Here is a 19,212-nt window from a genome sequence, read left to right on the forward strand (position 1 = left end):
GACCGGGTCGAGTGGCAACCATCTCTGCCACCACCGGGCCCCCTTCGTCTAGCGGCCTAGGACGCCGCCCTTTCAAGGCGGTAGCGCCGGTTCGAATCCGGTAGGGGGTACCTCGCATAGGAACGCCTGCGTCGACCGGGGCGCGTCTTGGACGCACGATGGCTCGCCTGTTGAGTTGAGCGGCGGCCTCTCCCCCGACACCACCTGTCAACGAGCCCCCACCGCGACCAGGCAGACCCGGTGCCTGCCGGATCCCGGTGGTCACCGTGAGGCTCTGGGAGCAGACTCTTCAGTGCCGGCGGGCTCTGCGGACGATCGGCACGCGGCTGAAAACCTCACAGAGAGCGCCGGCAGGCGGCAGCCCGGTCGGCTCCTGGCCTGGGAACGAGGTGACGTGTGGCGGGACGGGCGTCGGGGACACCACAGGCGCGGGGGACCTTGCGCGGGCATCTGACGAGAGCGTGGCGCAGCGCTTCGCCCGAGGTAAAGGCCGGCACGCGGCTGAGCGTGCTGCTGGGGGCGGTGCTGCTCCTGGCAGGCATCGTCGTGGACGAGACCACGGACTGGCTGGCCGGGCGCGGTTTCCTGACCAACGTCGTCTCGTCGGTGACCGGGTTCTTCTTCGCAGTGCCGCTGGCGGTCCTCGTGCTGAGCGAGGTGAACGCCGGCCAGGAGGAGCGACGGGCCGTCCGTGCACTGCTGGAAAGAGCGTCCGCCGCAGCGGAGTCGATCGCTCTCAGCGGGGCCGTACTCGCTCCCGGCGAGCCTGACGAGTTGCACGAGCAGGGGAGGCTTGTACGGCGCCGCTCCTCGGCACTGGTGACGGCCATCGCCCCGGACGCGGACGATCGGCTGGCCGCGGTCGCCGAGGCGCTGACGATGTTCCTGAACGGCTGGACGACCCGCTGGCCCGACGCCTCGGCACTGGCCGCCTCGCTGATCTCGATGGAGCAGCGCAGTGCGGAACTCAGCAGGATCAGCACCCGGCTCGCCGATGTCGCCGGCCCTCTCGACGGGAACCCCTTCCTCCCGGCTTCGTTCTCGTCGGACGCCGCCGCTTGGCGGCTGGCGGACTCCTCGCTGCGCGAGGAGACCCGCTCAGCCCTGGCCGCCATCCGTGACCTGCGAAGCGAGTGGGCCACACGGCCGACCGGCCTCGACCAGGCGACCATCCGCGCCCTCCTGCAGACCACCCGCGCCCACGACCTCACCCCCGTCCTGACCGCCGTCGACGCCGCGGTCTCCTGCACTGATCGGCTTGCCGACCTCGCTCGCGCCGCCGGCGCCCTGGACATCACGCTCACCTTCGACGGCCGCCCCCTCCGCGACCACCTCCTTCTCTAGGAGGTGTCCGTGACGAGACAGGGGTCGGGCTCATTGGTCCGGCGAATCCGGCTCCTCGGCGGCGATGGGCGACGGGGCCGTGGCCTGCATCGCCCTCCTCGGGCTGGTCAAGTGCCGTCTGATCACTCCTGCGGGATGCCGCTACGCGAAAGGGTGTAAGCCGGGAGCGTCCCGCTACGTCCGTCGACGTAGCGAGTTGGGCCTCTGGACGGAGATTTGTCCGCGCACGCGAACTATAGGATCGCGGCATGAACCAGCGCGCCAGGTCGTTCGCGCTGCGTGGGGCGACGCAGGACGTGCTGCTCGCGCTCTTCGTCACCGTGATGCAGGTGCAGGGCACCCTCGCCCGCGTCGCCGCCGACGGCGCGGCGCGGCCGCTCACCGAGCTCACCGGCCTCGGCCTCGCCCTGCTGGTGGTCAGCGGCCTGGCCGTCGCCGGACGCCGCCGGTGGCCGGCCGCCGTGTTCGCCACCACTGCCTTGGCCAGCCTCGTCTACTACGGGCTCGACCTCCCGGACGGCCCCGGATGGCTCGCGCTGTTCGTCTCCCTGTACTCGCTGACCGCCTACGGCGACGGCCGCCGGTCCGTGGTGATCGCCGGAGCGGGCATCGCGGTCCTGGCCGCCGGCTGGCTTCCCGCCGCCGCCGACATCAAGCCGCACGCCGCCATCGGCTGGGTGTTCTTCCGCATCGGCGCGTCGGTGATGAGCGCGGCCCTGGGCGAGTCCGTCCGGTCCCGGCGCGTCATCGCCGCCGAGGCCCAAGCGCGCGCGGAAATGGCCGAACGGACCCGCGAGGAGGAGGCACGCGCGCGGGTCGACGCGGAGCGGCTCCGGATCGCGCGCGAGGTCCACGACACCGTCGCGCACGCCATCGCGATCATCAACGTGCAGTCCGGGGTCACCGCGCACGTCCTGGACAAGCGGCCCGAGCAGGCGCGCGAGGCGCTCCGCGCCATCGAGCAGACGAGCTCCCGCGCGCTGCGGGAGATGCGCGCCATCCTCGGCGTCCTCCGCGACGACGGCGACGGCCGCGTCCCGCCCGCCGGCCTGGACCAGATCGGCGAGCTCGCCGCCAAGGCGCGCGAGGCCGGGCTGGAGGTCACGCTCGACGCGGCGCCGCCCGCGACCCCGCTGCCGAGCGCGGTGGGCGGCGCCGCCTACCGGATCCTCCAGGAGGCGATCACCAACGTGATCCGGCACGCCGGGCCGACCCGGGTGACGGTCGCACTGACCTCGGGCATCGACCTCCTGGAGATCCGCGTGACCGACGAGGGGCGCCGCGCCGCGTCCGGAGGTGTGGCGGTCGACCGGGCGTCCGGCGACGGCCGCGAGTCCCCGTCCGGCCAGGGACGGGGGATCGCGGGAATGCGCGAACGCTGCCGGCTGCTCGGCGGAGACCTCGACGCGAGGCCGACCCCCGCAGGCGGGTTCGAGGTCACGGCCCGGCTGCCGTTCGCACCGTCCGGCTCCCGCGCATGACCGACCCAGCCGAGTCGCCGCAGATCAGGGTGCTGATCGCCGACGACGAAGGGCTCGTCCGCTCGGGATTCAAGGTGCTGCTCGACCTCGAGGACGGCATCACCGTGGTCGCCGAGGCGACCAACGGAGAGGACGCCGTCGAGCGCGCCCGCGCCACCCGCCCCGACGTCGTCCTGATGGACATCCGCATGCCCGGGCTGGACGGCATCCAGGCCACCACCCGGATCACCGCCACGCGGGGGCTGGAGAAGACCCGGGTCCTCATCCTCACCACCTACGACACCGACGACCACGTCTTCGACGCGCTGCAGGCCGGGGCCAGCGGCTTCCTGCTCAAGGACGCCGGACCGGCCGAGCTCCTGCACGCCGTCCGGGTCGTCGCCGCGGGCGAGGCGCTGCTCGCACCCCGCATCACCAGGCGCCTGATCGGCCAGTTCACCGCGCGGCGGACCGCGGCCGCCGCCGCGGACGGCCGGCTCGCGGTACTCACCGCGCGCGAGCGGGAGGTGGTGGCCCTGGTGGGACGGGGCCTGAGCAACACCGAGATCGCCGCCGAGCTGTTCATGAGCCCGGCCACCGCCCGCACCCATGTCAGCCGCTCGATGACGAAGCTCGGCGCGCGCGACCGCGCGCAGCTCGTCGTCATCGCCTACCGGACGGGCCTCGTCAGCCCGGACGCGTAGCCCGCCGCGCCCGACCCGCCGAAACCCGTCCAGCGGTGCCCGATACGGGTCATGGGACCGGCGCGGTGGCGGAGTCGCCCAGGCAGATGAAGCGGCCGCCCTTGACCTCGTAGGCGTAGCCGACGCCGTCGGTCAGCCGGCCCTGGGCCGTGAAGCGGAGGCGCTGCGCGACCCCGGGGACGTCGATGTTCCGCAGGTAGTCGTTGACCTGGGCGCCCGTCCGGCCGCCGTGCTCGAACGCGTGCAGGACGGCCCAGGTCGCGTCGTACGTCTCGGGGGCGTTGAGAGCGGGCCGGCTCCCCTGGTTCGCCCGGGCGTAGCGGGTCGCGAAGCCGGTGAAGGCCGCCGGCATCCCCGCGCCGGCCGGGGCGTAGCTCGAACAGGTGCAGGTGAGGACCGTGCCTTCGGCGGCCTTTCCCGCGCCCGAGATGAGCTGCGGGTCCAGCGACGGCAGCCCCAGGTAGAACCGCGCCCTGAAGCCCGCCGCCCGCGCCTGCTTGAGCAGCGGCCCGGAGACCGCCGGGAAGCCGCCGTAGAAGACCGCGTCCGCCTCCGCCTCCTTCAGCTTCCGGATGACCGCCGCGTAGTTCGACGGACTCGGCGTCGGCCTTATCACCACGACGCTGACCAGCGCGTCCAGCGCCTCGGCGCGCGTCTTGAAGACGTTTGCGAGTTCGTGCGCCACGGGCTGGGCCGTGTCGTCGAGCACCACCACCCGCGTCCGCGTGGGCAGGCGCCGCCGGCTCATCAGCTGGGCGAGATCGCTCACCGACTCGTCCATGTCGGGGACGACCGTGTGCCAGTACGTCCAGCTCGTACCCGACTGCGCGGAGGCCGACGCGGCCGACGAGAGCGCCGGTATGCGCTGGGCTTCGAGGACCGGCATGGCGCCCGCCGCGCCGTCGCCGACCATGCCGACGACGGCGTCCACCTTCTGCCGGCCCGCCTCCCGCGCGGCCGCCGCCTGCTGGGCCTCGCCCCCGGCGATCGTGTCGAGCCGCACGAGCTGGACGCGGACGGGCGGCTTCTTCGCGTTGAACTCGTTCACCGCCTGCTGGGCGCCCGCCCAGGCGCCCTGTCCGAGGGCACCGGTCTGCGGACTGCGCATCGGCGCCATTACGCCGATCCTGACCGTGCCTCCGGAGCTTCCCGTCCCGGCGGTCCCCCCGGACGTGCCGGTGGTGCCGGTGGCGCCGTGCTCGGAGGGGCCGCTGTACAGCTGGACGATCCCGGCCGGCACGGCGATAGCGAGGACCGCCGCAAGAGCTCCGGCGCCGATCAGCAGGCGGCGGCGCGAGCGAGGCGGGGCCAGCTGCGGGGGCGGCGGACCGTACGCGACCTTGGTGAGCACCGCGGTGACCGTCGCCATGCCACGTTCGAGGAGATCGTCCGGCCGGGCGCCCGGCGGCAGGTCGGCACCGGCCATGCTCAGCAGCCGGAAGAGCACGTCGGCGCTGGTGGGGCGGCGGGCGGCGTCCTTGGCGAGACAGGCCCCGACCAGTTCGGCGAGCGGTCCGGGGAGCGCGCTCACGTCGGCCTCGGCGTTGAGGACGGCGTTCAGCAGGGCGGGGATCGAGTCGCCGGGGAAGGGCGGCCGGCCGGTCGCGGCGAAAAGGATCGTGCCGCCCCAGGCGAAGACGTCGGCGGGCGGGCCCACCGCGTCACCCGCGACCTGCTCGGGCGCCATGTACGCGGGCGTGCCGACGACCTGGCTGGTGACGGTGATGGCGGACGAGTCCAGGGCGCGGGCGATGCCGAAGTCGATGACCCGCGGACCGTCCCGCCCGATGAGGATGTTCGGCGGCTTGAAGTCGCGGTGCACGATGCCCGCACGGTGGATCGCCGACAGCGCGGTGGCGGTGCCGATGGCCAGGCGCAGCAGCGCCCCCGGATCGAGCGGTCCCTGAGCGCGGACGAGATCGGTGAGGGATGGGCCCCGGACGAACTCGCTGACGATGTACGGCCGGTCGCCCTGGATGTCGGCGTCCAGCACGCGTGCCGTGCAGAAGCCGCCCACCCGGGAGGCGACCTCCAGCTCCCGCACGAAGCGCCGCCGCGCCTCGGGGACCCGGCCCAGGCGGGCGTGCAGCAGCTTGACGGCGACCTCGCGGCCGTTCGGGTCCCGGCCCAGGTAGACCGTCCCCTGGCCGCCGTCGCCCAGCCGTCCGGCCAGCTCGTACGGGCCCACCCGCTGGGGGTCCTCGGGCAGCAGAGGATCGGCCATCGGGCCCTCCGGAGGATGTCGCACGGCGAACGATCATGGCACGCCCCCGGCGCGCCGTCGGGCGAATGCCCCGGAACGGATGTTCGCGATCGCCGGACGGCGGGCCCGGGGTCAGTGGTCGCCGTTGACGGCTGTGGGGGTGGTCCGCGTCGGCGGGAGGCGGTGAAGGATCGACACGGTGCCTTCCGGCGGGCGGGTGCCGGCGTCCTCGTCGGGGCGCCGGGCGAGGGACGTGACGTTTTGGACGTCGCCGGGCGCCTGCTGCCTGCGGCTGATGAACTGGTCGATCCGGCGGCGGGCGCGCTCGGCCTCGTTGCGGGCGGCGTCCCGTTCGGCGATCAGCATCGCGGTGCGGGCCCGGAGCTCCTCGACGAGCCGGGACCGCTCGTCCAGCTCGGCCTGCCGCTCGGTGAGGGAAACGCGGGTCTGGTCGAGGCGCTCGTGCGCGGAGCGGGTGCTCTCCAGGGCGCGGTCGCGCTGGATGAGGGCGTCCTGGATCTGCTCGCGGGCATCGCGGGCGTGCTGCTCGGCCTGGACGCGGGCGGTGTGCTCCGCGCGCGCTTCGGCGCGGGCCTGGTGCGCGTCCTGGACGGCGCGGGCGCGTTCGGTGGAGACCTCCTCCAGGCGCAGCCGCTGCTGCCGCAGTTCGGCGGCCAGCGTCGCGGCCTGTTCGCGGGCGGCCTTCTCGGCGGACTGCGCGGCGGCCAGGTCGCCGCGCAGTCGCTTGACCTCGTCCAGCGACGCCTGGAGCGTCCGGCTCAGCTCGGAGATCTGCTCGCCCTGGCGGGCGCGGTCGGCGCGGGCGGCGGCCAGCGCCGTGGTCGCCTCCTCGGCGGCCCGGGCGACCTGCTCGTGGCGGCGGCGGGCCTCGTCGCGTCCGGCGACCGCCTCGCCGAGCCGGCCGCGCAGGTCCGCGGTCAGCGCCTCGGCCTCGTCGGCGCGGCGGCGCTGCGCGTCGGCGGCGGCGAGGGCCTCTCCGGCCCGGGCCCGCGCGTCCTCGGCCGCCCGGTGCGCCTCGGCCTCGACGGCCGCGGTCTCCGCGCGGACCTGCGCCATGCGCGCTTCGACGCCCGCGACGGTGAGCTCGCCGTCCAGCGCGCCGGTGAGCAGGGCGGCCGTCGCCTCAAGCCGTTCGACGAGGTCCCACGTGCGGGCGACGTGACCGCCGAGGCCGGGCGCGGCGAGGCCGCGTTCGCGCTGCTCGGCGGCAGCGGCCTCGCACGCCGACGGGCCGGGGCCGGTCGCGCAGAACCGGCGCGGCGGCCGTCCCGGCGCCTGCGGGACGGGCCGCCGGCAGAACCCGCAGGGACGCGCGGCCGGTGTGCTCTCGATGACGGCCTCCAAGGACGGGGATCACGGCGGGAACGGGGAATGGCGACGACGGTAGCCGCGTGCCGCTTAGGACCGCGTCAGCGATGGCTCAACATTCCCTTAAGGGCGGCGTTAAAGGGACGGCCGGTCCCGCGGCGTCAGTATTCGTAGATCTGGACGATCGTGGGGTGGTCGTTCCACGAGGCGATCACGGCGGAGCCGTGGGTCCCGTCGGTCAGCTCGACGCGAATCCAGGTCGATTTCCGCCATACCTTCGTCTGGAAACCGTTGTCGGGCGCCGCGGACACCAGTTCCGCCGAGCGCGGGCTCACGGCCAGCACCACCCGTCCCGACCGGACGTCATAGGTGCGCCTCTTCCCGTCCGGCAGACCGGCCGACGGGCTTGCGGTAGCGGTCGCTCTCGCCGGAGCCCGCCGGGACGACGGCGACGGCGACGTCGAGGAGGCCGGGGCGGTGGCGCGGACGGGCGGGGCCGAGTCGGCGGCCGAGGTCGGCGGCGCCGGCGGGCGCCCGGTCGCCACCGGGAGGCCGGCCGTCAAGTCGGGCGAGGCGAGCACCGTGCCGCGCAGCGCGTCGCCCACGCCGGCCCAGCTGATCGCCATGCCGGTCGCGGTGACCGCGCCCCACACCAGTATGAACCGAAAGGGAATCTTCGTACGTCGCATTTCTTCGACCCGGTTCTCGAACCATCACCACAGGACGGGAATCGGAAAACGACCCCGATGGCCACTCGGCACGCTAACCGTGAATCACCGGGGCGCGCAAACCCATGCCGCAGTTCGGAGCGATCCCCGTAAAGGTCGCTGAGGCATCGATTAAGAGCTTCTGAAGACCGTTCCGGAACGCGCGTCGCGCTTTTACTCTCGGGCCTCGCCGATGGCGTCTCAGATGGGAGTCCGATGAACACCGGTGCCGCGCTGTTCCGACGTGCCTCGACCGTCACCGCCGCCGGAGCCGCGGCGCTGGCGGCGTTCGCGGCGGTCGCGTCCCCCGCGCTCGCCCACGGCTCGATGCGGACGCCGGTGAGCCGGGTCCTCGCCTGCTACCAGGAGAACCCTGAGTCGCCCAGGTCGGCGGCGTGCCGGGCGGCCGTCTCGGCGAGCGGGAAGCAGGCGTTCTACGACTGGAACGGGGTGCGGATCGGCGACGCGGCCGGGCGGCACCGGCGGATCATCCCCGACGGCCGGCTGTGCAGCGCGGGCGTCGCGGCCTTCCGCGGCCTGGACCTGCCGCGGGCGGACTGGCCCGCGACGCGCCTGGCGGCGGGCGCCTCCTACACGTTCCGCTACCAGGTCACGGCCGTCCACCGCGGCCGGTTCGAGCTGTACGTCACGCGGGACGGCTACGACCCGCGCAAGCCGCTCACCTGGGCGGACCTGGAGAGCAGGCCGTTCCTCACCAAGAGCGACCCGCCGGTCAGGGACGGCGCCTACCAGCTTCCCGGCCGGATCCCGGCGGGCAAGAAGGGGCGGCACCTGATCTACGCGATCTGGCAGCGCAGCGACAGCCCGGAGGCGTTCTACTCCTGCTCGGACGTCGTCTTCGGCGGCAAGGGCGGGACGGCCGGGACCGGCGCCGCCGGTGTACCGAAGGCGAAGGGGAAGGCGAAGGGGGCGCCCGCGCGGAAGGCCCCGTCCACGCCGGCGCCCTCCGCACCGGCCGCGCCGCTCACCGCGCACGGGCACGTCCACGGCGGCGCCCCGGCAGGGCGGGTCAACGCCGAGCCCGCCGCGAGGACCACGGACGACAGTCCCGCGACCATCACCGGAACCGTGCTGATGACGGGGACGGCCGGGCTGGCCCTCGGCGGGGTCGCGGGCCTCCTCCTGACCGGCCGCCACCCTCGCCGCCCCGGCCGCCCCGGCCGCCCCCGGCGCCCACGCGGCCTCGGCCGCCCTCACCGCCCGAGCCGCCATACTTGAGGGTATGGTTCCGTACCATGGAGTACGGAGACGAGATCGTCCGCCGCGTGCGGGAGCTGGCGCCCGCGCTGTCCGAGCGCGCCCGGCAGGCCGAGGACGCGCGCCGCCTGCCCGACGCCACCATCGCGGACCTGGCCGCGTCCGGCCTGTTCAGCATGCTCGTGCCGAAGCGCCACGGCGGCGCCGAGCTCGGGTTCGAGCCGATGGTCGCGGCGTGCCGCGCGGCCGGCGCCGCCTGCGCGTCCACCGGCTGGCTGTCGGTCATCTACACGCTGCACAACTGGATGGTGGCGCTGTTCCCGGAGCAGGCGCAGGAGGAGGTCTGGGCCGAACGGCCGTACGCGCTGATCCCGTGCGTCCTCGCGCCGACCGGCACCGCGGAGCCGGCCGATGGCGGGCACCGGGTCACCGGACGCTGGTCGTGGGGCAGCGGCTCCGTGCACGCCGACCACGCGATGGTCATGGGCCTGGTCACCACCGACGGCGCGATCGAGCCGCGGCTGTTCCTGCTTCCGCGCGCGGACGTGACCGTCCACGACGTCTGGCACACCAGCGGGATGCGCGGGACCGGCAGCAACGACATCGAGGTGGCGGACGTCTTCGTCCCGGCGCACCGCTCCGTGCCGCTGGCGGCGCTGACCGAGGGGCGCTCGCCCGGGTCGCGCGTCCACCCGGCGCCGCTCTACCGGACCCCGCTCGTCCCGGTGTTCGCGCTGACCAGCGCGGCGCCCGTGCTCGGCATCGCCGAGGGCGTGCTCGCGCGGTTCGCCGAGCGGATGCGGAGCCGGCGGATGGCCTACAGCGGCGAGCGGCAGCGCGACCTGATGAGCGGCCAGATCCGCCTTGCCACCGCCACCGCGGACCTCGCGGCGGCGCGGCTGCTCCTGGAGGACGCCCTGCGGGACGTGGCGGGGGCCGCCGCCGCGGGCGACGCCACCGGCCTGCACCGCCGCGCCCGGGCCCGGCTGGTCGCCGCGCACGTGGCCGCTACCGCCCGCCGCGTCGTGAACGAGCTGTGCGGCGCGGCGGGCGCGAGCACCCAGTTCGCGGACTCGCCGTTCCAGCGGGCCCAGCGGGATGTGAATACGATCAGCGGGCATGTGGTCTTCGACCCGGACGCGGCGTACGCCCTCTACGGCAGGATCGAGCTGGGGATGGACCCGGGACCGGTGGTCCTGGTGTAGCGGAGCGTGGGGAGCGCGATGACGGCCCGTACGAGGATGGCCAGGCGGGACTGGGTGGAGGCCGGCTACCAGGAACTCGCGCGCACCGGCGAGCGCGGCGTCGCGATCACCTCGCTCGCCGCCCGGCTCGGCGTCACCAAGGGCAGCTTCTACTGGCACTTCAAGGACCGCGGCGAGCTGATGCGGGCGCTCCTCGACCGGTGGGCGCACGAGCGGACCGACGAGATGCTGGACCTCGCCCTCGGCAGCACCGGCGACCCGCGCGAGCGGCTGCGCCGCATCCAGGCGCTCGGCCGCGAGATCGCGCCGGTCGACCGGGCGATGCGGCTGTGGGCGCAGCACGACCCGGCGGCGGAGGAGGCCGTCCGGCACGCCGACCGCGCGCTGCTCGGGCACATCGCCGCGTGCCTGGAGGGCCTCGGGTTCGGCGCCGACGACGCGCGGCTGCGGGCGCTGCTGATGCTGCGCTCGTGGGTCGGCGGCTACCTGGTCCCGTCCGGCGCGCCCGGCGCCGCTGCCGGCCCTGGGGCCGCCGCCGGATCCGACCCCGGTGACCGCATGCTGGAGATCCTGCTGGGCTAACAGGTCTTCTCGTAGGGGATGTCCTGGACGTACTGCGCCCATTCGCGCTTCGACAGCCCCCCGACCCGCGCGCACAGGCCGTCCTTCAGCAGGCGCGGCGCGACCGTGTGGGTGACGAGCTTGCCGTCGTCGCCGCTCACGCTGTAGAGCCGGGTGCCGTCCGGGCTGAACGCCAGCGACTCGATCGTCGCGTCGACCGACGCCGAGGTGTGCCCGGTGAGCGGCAGCCCGAGCCGCCGCTGCCCCCGCACGTCCCAGAGGTCGATCTTGCCCTGCGTGTCCGTCGTGGCGAGCAGCCGCCCGTCCGGCGAGAGGGCCGCGATCGGGGTCTTCCCGTCCGGCGTCGCGACGGGGGTGCCGATCTGCTTGAGCGTCCGGACGTTCCAGAACGAGAGCGACCGCCGGTCGGAGCGGTCCTGCACGGTGACGAGCGTCCCCTGCCGGTCGGCGGCCTGGACGGTCGTGGCGAGCGGGTTCGGCGATGCGAGGACCTTCCCGGACGGGAACGCGACCACGCCCAGGTCGTTGGCGGACACGACGCTCTTCCCGTCCGCGCTCCAGACGGTCTTCAGCTCCGGCGAGCCGTCCGACGCTCCGGTCCGTCCCGCCGCGCGCGCCTGCCCGAGCTGCCGCCCGGTCGCGGTGTCCCAGAACCGCAGCTGCGTCGTCCGGGGCTGGTCCTGGTTCGCGGGGGTCGCCGGGCCGCCGAGCGTGACGGTCGCGATGGCCTTGCCGTCCGGCGAGAAGGACGGCAGCGGGCGGGACGACGGCATCGCCGCGGGGCCGAGGTCGATGGCGGTCCGCTTCGTCCGCGACCGCACGTCCCAGATCTCGACCGTCCGGTCCTGCCGGACGAGCGCGAGCAGCCGCCCGTCGCGCGACAGCGCCATCCGGTCGCCGCCGTAGCCGTTCGTGTAGGTGATCGGAAGCGTCGTGCGGCGGGCCCGCTTCGCGGTGTCCCAGATCTGGACGCCGTTGGACGGCGACGGGTCCGCGGTGGCCAGCGTCGACCCGTCCAGGCTGATCGCCGAGTCGCCGTACGGCCGCGCGACCTGCACCGGACGCACGAACACCGACACGTCGATGCCCTGGACGCGCCCCTCGCTGTCGACGCAGCGCAGGCTCCGGCCGTCCGCGCTGAAACGGGTGTGGTTGCACATGTCGTCCGGCTTGTAGAACAGGTAGGGCGGTTCGGCCGTGCCGGTATCGGTGCTCCACAGCGCCATGTTCGACGCGAGGAAGTTCCCGTCCGGGCTGAAAGTGATGTCGGTGTCGAGGCCGTCGTACCCCTTCGGCACGGTCAGCCGGGTGCGCAGCTCGCCGGTCCTGGCGTCCACCACCGTGATCTGGTCCTTCGCCCCTCCGGCCCCGGTCGCCGCGAAGAAGCGCCCGTCGGGACTGAAGGCGATCATGGACGTCGCCTTGAGGTCCCGGACCGGCTCGGGCACCTTGATCCGCTTGAAGGAGGCGAGGTCCCGCCCGACGAGCCTCCAGTGGCCGCCGTCCTTGGCCACCCCCACCAGGGACTTCTCGTCCGGCGAGAAGATCGGGCCCGTGATGCTGAAGTCCTCCTTGGCGGTGAACAGCACCTTCCCGGTGGCGGTGTCGAGGATCTTGACCGTCCCGTGGTGCGTCGTGACGAGCCGCGCGCCGCTCGGGCTGAACCAGAGCCCGTCCCCCATCGCGTGCTTGAACGGCAGCGAAGTCCGCGCCCCGGACGCGGTGTCCCAGAGCGCCAGCGTGCCGTCCTTCTGCAGCGAGAGCAGCCGCTTGCCGTCCAGCGTCAGCCCGAGGCCGGCCACGCCCGCGCCCGGAACGCGCAGGGTCAGCGCCTTCTTCGTATCCGGGTCGCCCAGGATGATGGTGTTGTCCTTAAACCACGTATAAGGACCGGCCTTGTCGGGACTCAACGTGTTCCAGTCGGTCCCCACCCCGGCGGGCCGGAACATCCCCTGCTCCCACTGCTCGGTCAGCGTCAGCAGCGCGTCGCGCGTCTCGAACGTGTCCCCGGCCAGCGCGGACGCGGCCACGGCGAGCCGCCGCGCCAGCACCGGATCCGTCCGGCGCAGCTGGACGGCCCGCGTCGCGAGCTGCCGCCCGATCGCCGAGTCCCGCTGCTCCGCCACCGTCGCGTTCGTCTTCCGCAGGCTCCGGCTCTGCACCGCGACCGCCGCCCCCGCGCACAGCGCGATGACCAGCAGCACCGCCAGCGTGGTCGTGACGGCGGCCCGCGTCCGGGCACGGTCCCGCGTCTGCCGGACCGACGCGTCCAGGAAGGCCCGCTCGACCAGGTTCAACGTGAGCTGCCGCCGCCCCACCGACGCCCACGCCAGCGCCCCGTCCAGCGCCGACCCCTGATGCAGGTCGGCCTGCTTGCGCCCGTTCGCGTTCCACAACCGCGCCGCACCCGCCAGCGCCTGATGCGCGGCGAGCCCCTCGCTCTCCGCCGTCACCCACTCGGCGAGCCGCGGCCAGGCCCGCAGCAGCGCGGGCGTCGCGATGGAGATCGTGACGCCGTCCCGCCGCAGCAGCCCCGCGCCGCAGAACCCCTCCAGCACCTCCTGCAACGCGCGCTCGCTCGTCACCCCGTCCACGAGATCGCCCACCGGCACCGGACGCAGCGCGCCCTGCGCGTCCGCCGGCGCCGCCACCATCCTGAGCAGCACCCGCGGCACCGCCTGCTGTGCCTCCCAGCCGAGCCCCCTGTACACCTGCTCCGCGACGTCCCCCAGCGCGGGCGGCAACGTCACCGACGGCGGCTCCCCCAGCCCGGCCGCCTTCGTCCCCGCCTCCAGCGCGTCCCCGCTCACCCCGCTGAGCAGCCCGTCCAGGACGTCCTGCGCGCTCGGGCGCTCTTCCGGATCCTGGCTGAGCGCCGCGTCCACGAGTCCCCGCAACGGCTCTGCCAGCACGTCCGTCTTCGGCCGCTCGTTCAGGATCTGGTGGTGCAGGCTCGCCAAGGTCTCACCATCGAACGGCGCCCGCCCCATGGCGGCGAACAGCACCACCACCGCCCACGCCCACACGTCCACCGCGGGCGTGGCGCGCTTCCCCCGGAACAGCTCCGGCGCCATCCACCGCGGCGTCCCCTTCAGAGCCCCCGTCGCGCTGCGCGACATCTCGTCGGTCTTGGCGATCCCGAAGTCGATCATCCGCGGCCCGTCCGGCCCCAGCAGCACGTTCGCGGGCTTCAGGTCCCGGTGGACGATCCCGGCCCGGTGAATCGACGCCAGCGCCGTCGCGATCCCGATCGCCAGCCGGTGCAGCTCGTCCGCCCCGTAGGCCCCCCGCTCCCGCACCCACTCCGCCAGATCGGGCCCGGGCACGTACTCGCTGACGATGTAGGGCGGCACGCTGTCGAGATCCGCGCTGATGATCCGCGCCGTGCAGAACGACGCCACCCGCTGCAGCGTCGCGACCTCCTTGCGCAGCCCGTTCCGCAGCGCCTCGTTGACCGTCTCGACATGCAGCGCCTTGACCGCGACCCGCGCGCCCCCGGCGTCGTACCCCTCGTAAACGACCCCCTGCCCACCGGCCCCCAGCCGCCCGGCCAGCCAGTACCCGCCCAACTGCCGAGGATCACTCACCAAAAGCGGACCGGACATGCGGGCACCCTTCACGACCGGGGCGCCCTCCGGCGCCCTCAAGGTCGCCAGGATATACAGACATGAATGTTCTTTTGCTCCCTCCCACCCCGATGTGACCCACCCCATGCCACCCCGCCCACCGCTGGGTGGCGACTAGCAGCCGTTCCTCAGCAAGTCGGCTCGAGCATCGAGAACTCCTCGGTTTCGAGTTCGGCCCTCGACGGCGAGGCTGAGTCCTCCCTTCCACGATTTACCGAGATGACCAGGGGCGGCCCGGGCTCTACCATGGCGGCGGCCGCTGCCCACGATTCTTCTTGCGCCACAACTCGACGGTCATCAGGCGGCTGTCCCGCGTTACAAACCGGCCGCTATCGACTCAGATCACGAGGCCCGAACTCCCTAGACCCCCTTGACCACCCTCAAGCCGACAACCAGCATGGCGAGTAGAGGACGAGGAGAGGCTCAAGTGGTTGATGGTGCTGCTGACCTTCCGCTGATCCAGCGGTATCGGGCGTGGATCGAAGCGAACGGCGGGGTCGACGCACACGCCCGTGAGCCGTTCTACACCCGCGGAATGATCGTTCTGGACACGAATGTGCTGCTCGACCTGTACCGATACACGCCGTCTGCACGCGATGAGGTGATCGAAGCCCTGAAGGTGGTCGTCGATCGCCTTTGGATGCCGTATCAGGTGGGGCTGGAATTCGTCCGCGGCCGGAACAAGGTCATCCACGACCGCACCAGGCTCCTCGGGGCAGCAGCGCAGGAAGTCCGAAAAGGCTTCGAGCAAGCCTGGAAGGATATCGCGTCCACCCTTGCCCAGGTGAAGCAGCTCCTCGCAGAACACGCCAATGACGAGTCGGGGCAGAAGGAGCTCGACGAACTCATCAACCGGCAGAGCTTCGAGAAGCTCACCGCACCTTGGAAGCAAGAGCTTATAGCCCGCGCCGAGCAGATCAGAGACTCCCACGACGTCCAGCTCGGCTCCCTGGTATCCGGATCGGACCGCGTACTGCGCCAGGTCGCGGAGCTCTACGGAGACCGAATCGGGGAGCCGCCATCCAACTCGGACCTTCAGCAGCGGGTGGAATGGGCCACTGGATTCCGGTATCCGAACCGCATCCCCCCTGGGTTCGCCGACTTTGGCAAGGACACCGATCTGGCAGCGGCCGGCGACTTCCTGCTTTGGGAGGAGATTGTCCAACGAGCCGCCGAGCTGCCGCCCCCGCGGCGAGTACTGTTCGTATCGGGCGACGCCAAAGAGGATTGGTACGAGCCGTCCGCTCCAGGGCGTACGAACCAGCCGTGGCCGCACCTTTTCGAGGAGATGGGGAGGCGGTCGCAAGCCGAGCTACTGGTCGTGCGGCCGCAGGACTTCTTCAAAGGTGTCCGTGAATACCTCGATGCCGCCATCGCCCAGAGCACGGTGGAGGAGATCGAGAAGGCGGCAGACTCGAGAGACAGCCGAGCGCGCGGTGCGGCAGTGATAACCGAGGGGCAGGCACGTGCGCTGACGCCGCCAGAAGAACTCCTGCTCAAGGCTTGCCGCGCGGCAGAGCTGCCTTCTTCAGTAGTGCGGTACGTATTGAGCGACGCAGAGAATCTGGTGTTCAAGTGGTGGCTGATCGGAGTCACCACCCAGCTGGATCTCAGGGAGTCGGCAGAGAACGAGCCCAGCGTGGACCTGGGAGCCGTCGTCATCTCAGGGGAGCCTCCGGACGAGAGCTGGGTCGGCGGCGAGGTCTTCCCTCCGGGCCAGTGGCCCTACCGGTCCTCTTCTTGGATCGCCCCCTGGTTCGTAGACGCTGTCAGGTCCGTTCCGGTGGCAGACCGCAGTTCGCTGCTGCGTCTTGAGGTGCGATGGTTGAATGCGCACTCCGAAAAGAACGATCCCACCTCTGGGAGGGATGCTTAGAATAAGCGCACCCTGGGGTTCTCTTGCCCGGTCCGATCGACACTTTGGATTGAGTAAATGCCAGAGAAAAACACTGCCAGCGAAGAGTGGGCGCGCCTGAAGCCCGATACCGTGATTGCAGTAGGCGAGCTTTCCCGCAAGCTCGAAGGAGCTTCTGAAAACAGAGAGGAACTTATAGACGCATACCTCTATGCGAAGCGTTTATTGGCGGAATCCATGAGGGCCTACGTCCGCATGGGCCTTCCAGAGCGCTGCGAGGAGTTCCATATGCGGCGTGCAGAGATCAAAGAGGAGCTGCAGCGGCAATACAAGGGGAAGTTGCCGGATGCTTACCTGGCGGTCCCCTACAAGAGCCGGGTCAACGAGGAACTCTTCTGCCTACTTCACCAACGCGTCGGTGAAGAAGTCCCCGGCTCACTGCTACGCACCGTCACTGCGGACTCGGTTCACACCGAGCGTCGGATCAGGGAGCTGCGGGAACTTGGCTTCCCCATCGCCAGCTCCGAATCAGAGGGAATCGACTTCTACAGGCTGGTGTCCAGCGATCCCGACTTCTCGATGATCCCATCTATCATCAAGAACGTGGCCCACAAGAGGAAGTACAGAGAGATGCCGGAAGAAGAACTCGCGCGCATCCTGGGGTGTCATCCCTGAAGGCCGATCCAGTCGGTGCACCCAACGCGCAATTCCATTCGCTTGGGATTAACTTATCTTGGCCCGATGCTGGATGAACAACTGGTGGCGCTGGTGGTCATCCTGACCTATAAAAGCCTTGAAATCGCCCAACTGGAAAGCGACCTCTCCGCTTGAACGCTGTTTTTGGATCAGCTCGAAATCATGACCGAGGTGGACGAGGCGACGCTCGACCTCGGGCTGCTCAAGCGGCGTTCCGTTGCTGGCGAGCTCTACGACCATCTGCTCGACTGTCATGGGGCGCTTCCGGCCCCGAAGAATCTTGTAGACAGGATCGTGGGCGACCTTCGAGACCTCGACGAGGGGCCGCGGCTCGCCGGTCTTCAGCAGGGCGTTTTTGATCGCTATGCCGAGCGCCTTCGCGACCGGCGGAGGGAAAGCATTTCCGATCTGACGGTATTTAGATGTCTTGCGACCGAGGAACTCCCACTCGGCGAAGTCCTCACCGTGCCACCCCTGGATTCGGGCAACCATTTCGACCGTCAGCATCGGGTGCTCGACACCTTTGACCCTCGGGTTCTTCGGTCCCGGCGGATCGTCGGCGACCCCCTTGGCGTCGATGCCCATACCCGCCCACGCCTCCTTCGCGCGGGACGGGCCAAGATCGGCACCGCCATGCTTTTTCGAGCCCCCCACGATGGTAGGGGCGATGTCGTTAGCCTGCTTGACCCAGGCTTCGAGCCTTTCTGAACTCCAATTTCCCTGGGCCATCAAATCCCGGAGCAGTTCGCCGACTGTAGGAGGACGCTCGGCATTCGGTTTCGGCCAGTGGAAGTATTCAGCATACTCCGACTGCAGGGCAATCAGCACGAAACGGGGTCGGAGTTGGGAGACTCCGAACTGGTCGGCCTGGAGCAGCCGCCACTCGGCGACGTAGCCGAGCTCCTGGAGGCGGTCGAGGACATGCTGCCGATACGCAGTGAAACGGCTCCTGCTCAATCCTTTTACGTTCTCCAGGAGAAGAGCTCTGGGTTTCATGCGGCCGCACAGCTCGACTGCCCAGGCGAACAGGTCGCGCTCGTCATTGGCGCCGAGCTGCTTGCCGGCAATACTGAATGGAGGGCAGGGAACGCCTCCAGCAAGTAGGTCCACATCCTTGTACTCGCTGAGATCCCAGTCCTCATCGAGTTTCCATGTCTTGGGGTCGGCTACATCGCCCACACGGACAGTGTCGTCGGCCTCTTTTTCGTCGTATCCCAGGACTTTGACAAGGTTATGGCGAAGTGTCCGGGCTGCGTTGTCGTCCAGCTCAATGGCGAGGCGGTGGCGGAAGCCAGCGCGTTCCAAGCCGAGCGACTGGCCGCCTGCGCCGGCGCAGATCTCCACGACCTCGAGCGGCTTGCCCTCGGCTGCTCCGGACAAGTTGTTCTCCCTTCAAGCACCCTGGGGACTGTCTACGGCCTGCGTTGCGTTCCGCCCGCGGGAATCCGGACATCCCGGTCGCAGCTCTGAGCCGGAGCGGGTACTCCATGCGCCTCAGTGCCCCGCTGGGCGGGACCACGAGCAATGTGGAAGTTTACGGTCGGGGCGACCAGCCGTCGACCTGCGCCGCGCTTCTATCGGAGTTCAGCCCTCAACTCTGCAAGGACCTCGGCCCGAGCCTCTGCCGGCAGCCTCCGGTACGCCGACCAGACGCGGTCGAGAGGGGTGGAGACGCGGCGGTTGCGCTCGATCCAACGGGCGAGCCGTCGCCGCTCCACCGGATCTAGGGTGCGGATGTCAGCCACGAGCTCGTCTGCCCTGGCTGGGGCTCCAGGCGAGCCGGCTCGGCAGCGCTTGCACTCAGTGAGCAGCAGCACCTCCTCACGGCCGTCCGGCAGGATCGTGGTACACCGGGTCACCGACAGTACCGCCGTCCTGTTGGGGTCGTCAGGGTATTCCTCGCCGCCTGAGATGCCGCAGACTGTGCACAGGAAGTCGTCTCTCTCCATGACAGCCCTGATCTCCTTGGCGGACAGGGCGTTCTTGGGAGCGGCGGCGCGCCGCTCCCTCGGATCCCAGACGGCGGCTCCCGCCTTGAGGAAGCGCTGCTCCTCGGTCGTCAGACTGGCATCCTCGGTGTTGGCTAGGATGACCCAGCCGTAGTCGCGCAGATCGCGCACGCGGCGGTCGATCTGCGAGACGCCTGGGAAGGAAGCTCGGAGCTGCTCCTTGGTGAAGGTGTTGCCCTCGCCTACCTCCTGGATGAGCCATAGAGCAGCCCGGACCATACTGCCTGCTTTGAGGCCTGCGGCGTTCCAGGCAGGTGCGTTCACTCTGTCTCCC

At 71.2% G+C, this 19,212-nt stretch carries 14 protein-coding genes and 1 tRNA gene; 9 read left to right on the plus strand and 6 right to left on the minus strand.

Annotated elements, in window-relative coordinates; all coding sequences use genetic code 11:
* The first annotated feature begins 37 nt into the window (after positions 1–37).
* From ABZ914_RS04875 to ABZ914_RS04890, 4 genes are all read left to right on the plus strand, one after another.
* Positions 38–110 (plus strand) — tRNA-Glu (locus tag ABZ914_RS04875).
* 397 nt (positions 111–507) lie between these two features.
* Positions 508–1,344: a hypothetical protein gene (locus ABZ914_RS04880; protein WP_500191694.1), complete on the plus strand. Its 837-nt coding sequence runs from the start codon at positions 508–510 to the stop codon at positions 1,342–1,344.
* Positions 1,345–1,592: 248 nt separating this feature from the next.
* Entirely contained in the window at positions 1,593–2,825 is a 1,233-nt protein-coding gene (locus ABZ914_RS04885; protein WP_500191696.1) for a sensor histidine kinase, read from the plus strand.
* Positions 2,822–3,508, plus strand: coding sequence for a response regulator transcription factor (locus ABZ914_RS04890; protein WP_500191697.1), 687 nt, complete (start codon positions 2,822–2,824; stop codon positions 3,506–3,508). Before ABZ914_RS04885 ends, ABZ914_RS04890 begins: the two co-directional genes overlap by 4 nt.
* A gap of 49 nt (positions 3,509–3,557) precedes the next feature.
* Here ABZ914_RS04890 and ABZ914_RS04895 read toward each other — a convergent pair whose 3' ends face one another.
* The 3 genes from ABZ914_RS04895 to ABZ914_RS04905 form a co-directional block, all read right to left on the minus strand.
* A complete protein-coding gene (locus ABZ914_RS04895; RefSeq protein ID WP_500191698.1) occupies positions 3,558–5,732 on the minus strand; it encodes a bifunctional serine/threonine-protein kinase/ABC transporter substrate-binding protein in 2,175 nt (724 codons plus the stop codon).
* A 111-nt stretch (positions 5,733–5,843) separates the two neighbouring features.
* Positions 5,844–7,076: a chromosome segregation ATPase gene (locus ABZ914_RS04900; RefSeq protein WP_500191700.1), complete on the minus strand. Its 1,233-nt coding sequence runs from the start codon at positions 7,074–7,076 to the stop codon at positions 5,844–5,846.
* 125 nt (positions 7,077–7,201) lie between these two features.
* Entirely contained in the window at positions 7,202–7,693 is a 492-nt protein-coding gene (locus tag ABZ914_RS04905; protein ID WP_500191702.1) for a hypothetical protein, read from the minus strand.
* A 270-nt stretch (positions 7,694–7,963) separates the two neighbouring features.
* On the opposite strand from ABZ914_RS04905, the gene ABZ914_RS04910 reads away from it, so the two are divergent.
* Genes ABZ914_RS04910 through ABZ914_RS04920 form a run of 3 tightly spaced genes read left to right on the plus strand, consistent with a single transcriptional unit; the run spans position 7,964 to position 10,752 of the window.
* Positions 7,964–8,986 carry a lytic polysaccharide monooxygenase auxiliary activity family 9 protein gene (locus tag ABZ914_RS04910; protein WP_500191703.1) on the plus strand — a complete coding sequence of 341 codons (1,023 nt, stop codon included), beginning with the start codon at positions 7,964–7,966 and terminating at the stop codon, positions 8,984–8,986.
* A 17-nt stretch (positions 8,987–9,003) separates the two neighbouring features.
* Positions 9,004–10,170 carry an acyl-CoA dehydrogenase family protein gene (locus tag ABZ914_RS04915; RefSeq protein ID WP_500191704.1) on the plus strand — a complete coding sequence of 389 codons (1,167 nt, stop codon included), beginning with the start codon at positions 9,004–9,006 and terminating at the stop codon, positions 10,168–10,170.
* Positions 10,171–10,188: 18 nt separating this feature from the next.
* The gene (locus tag ABZ914_RS04920; protein ID WP_500191706.1) at positions 10,189–10,752 is read left to right on the plus strand and encodes a TetR/AcrR family transcriptional regulator; all 564 of its coding nucleotides are present in this window, start codon (positions 10,189–10,191) and stop codon (positions 10,750–10,752) included.
* On the opposite strand, the gene ABZ914_RS04925 is transcribed toward ABZ914_RS04920, so the two are convergent.
* A complete protein-coding gene (locus tag ABZ914_RS04925) occupies positions 10,749–14,321 on the minus strand; it encodes a protein kinase domain-containing protein (RefSeq protein ID WP_500191707.1) in 3,573 nt (1,190 codons plus the stop codon). The two genes, ABZ914_RS04920 and ABZ914_RS04925, sit on opposite strands and share 4 nt — an antisense overlap.
* 484 nt (positions 14,322–14,805) lie before the next feature.
* On the opposite strand from ABZ914_RS04925, the gene ABZ914_RS04930 reads away from it, so the two are divergent.
* Both ABZ914_RS04930 and ABZ914_RS04935 read left to right on the plus strand, forming a co-directional pair.
* Positions 14,806–16,254 (plus strand): PIN-like domain-containing protein, encoded by a 1,449-nt coding sequence (locus tag ABZ914_RS04930; RefSeq protein ID WP_500191709.1) that lies wholly within the window; start codon positions 14,806–14,808, stop codon positions 16,252–16,254.
* A 57-nt stretch (positions 16,255–16,311) separates the two neighbouring features.
* The gene (locus ABZ914_RS04935; protein ID WP_500191711.1) at positions 16,312–16,908 is read left to right on the plus strand and encodes a KpnI family restriction enzyme N-terminal domain-containing protein; all 597 of its coding nucleotides are present in this window, start codon (positions 16,312–16,314) and stop codon (positions 16,906–16,908) included.
* 48 nt (positions 16,909–16,956) lie between these two features.
* Here the strand turns inward: ABZ914_RS04935 and ABZ914_RS04940 are convergent, their stop codons facing one another.
* Positions 16,957–18,309 carry a DNA cytosine methyltransferase gene (locus tag ABZ914_RS04940; RefSeq protein ID WP_500191712.1) on the minus strand — a complete coding sequence of 451 codons (1,353 nt, stop codon included), beginning with the start codon at positions 18,307–18,309 and terminating at the stop codon, positions 16,957–16,959.
* Positions 18,310–18,503: 194 nt separating this feature from the next.
* Positions 18,504–19,202 (minus strand): KpnI family restriction enzyme N-terminal domain-containing protein, encoded by a 699-nt coding sequence (locus ABZ914_RS04945; RefSeq protein WP_500191713.1) that lies wholly within the window; start codon positions 19,200–19,202, stop codon positions 18,504–18,506.
* Positions 19,203–19,212 lie beyond the last annotated feature (10 nt).

The sequence above is a fragment of the Spirillospora sp. NPDC046719 genome (assembly GCF_040645715.1).
Lineage (GTDB): Bacteria > Actinomycetota > Actinomycetes > Streptosporangiales > Streptosporangiaceae > Spirillospora.

Bases quoted from the DNA above. Each gene is read 5' to 3' on its own strand.
- ABZ914_RS04895 (WP_500191698.1), bottom strand. From the start codon at position 5,732: ATGGCCGATCCTCTGCTGCCCGAGGACCCCCAGCGGGTGGGCCCGTAC.
- ABZ914_RS04915 (WP_500191704.1), top strand. From the start codon at position 9,004: ATGGAGTACGGAGACGAGATCGTCCGCCGCGTGCGGGAGCTGGCGCCC.
- ABZ914_RS04920 (WP_500191706.1), top strand. From the start codon at position 10,189: ATGACGGCCCGTACGAGGATGGCCAGGCGGGACTGGGTGGAGGCCGGC.
- ABZ914_RS04935 (WP_500191711.1), top strand. From the start codon at position 16,312: ATGCCAGAGAAAAACACTGCCAGCGAAGAGTGGGCGCGCCTGAAGCCC.
- ABZ914_RS04885 (WP_500191696.1), top strand. From the start codon at position 1,593: ATGAACCAGCGCGCCAGGTCGTTCGCGCTGCGTGGGGCGACGCAGGAC.
- ABZ914_RS04910 (WP_500191703.1), top strand. From the start codon at position 7,964: ATGAACACCGGTGCCGCGCTGTTCCGACGTGCCTCGACCGTCACCGCC.
- ABZ914_RS04890 (WP_500191697.1), top strand. From the start codon at position 2,822: ATGACCGACCCAGCCGAGTCGCCGCAGATCAGGGTGCTGATCGCCGAC.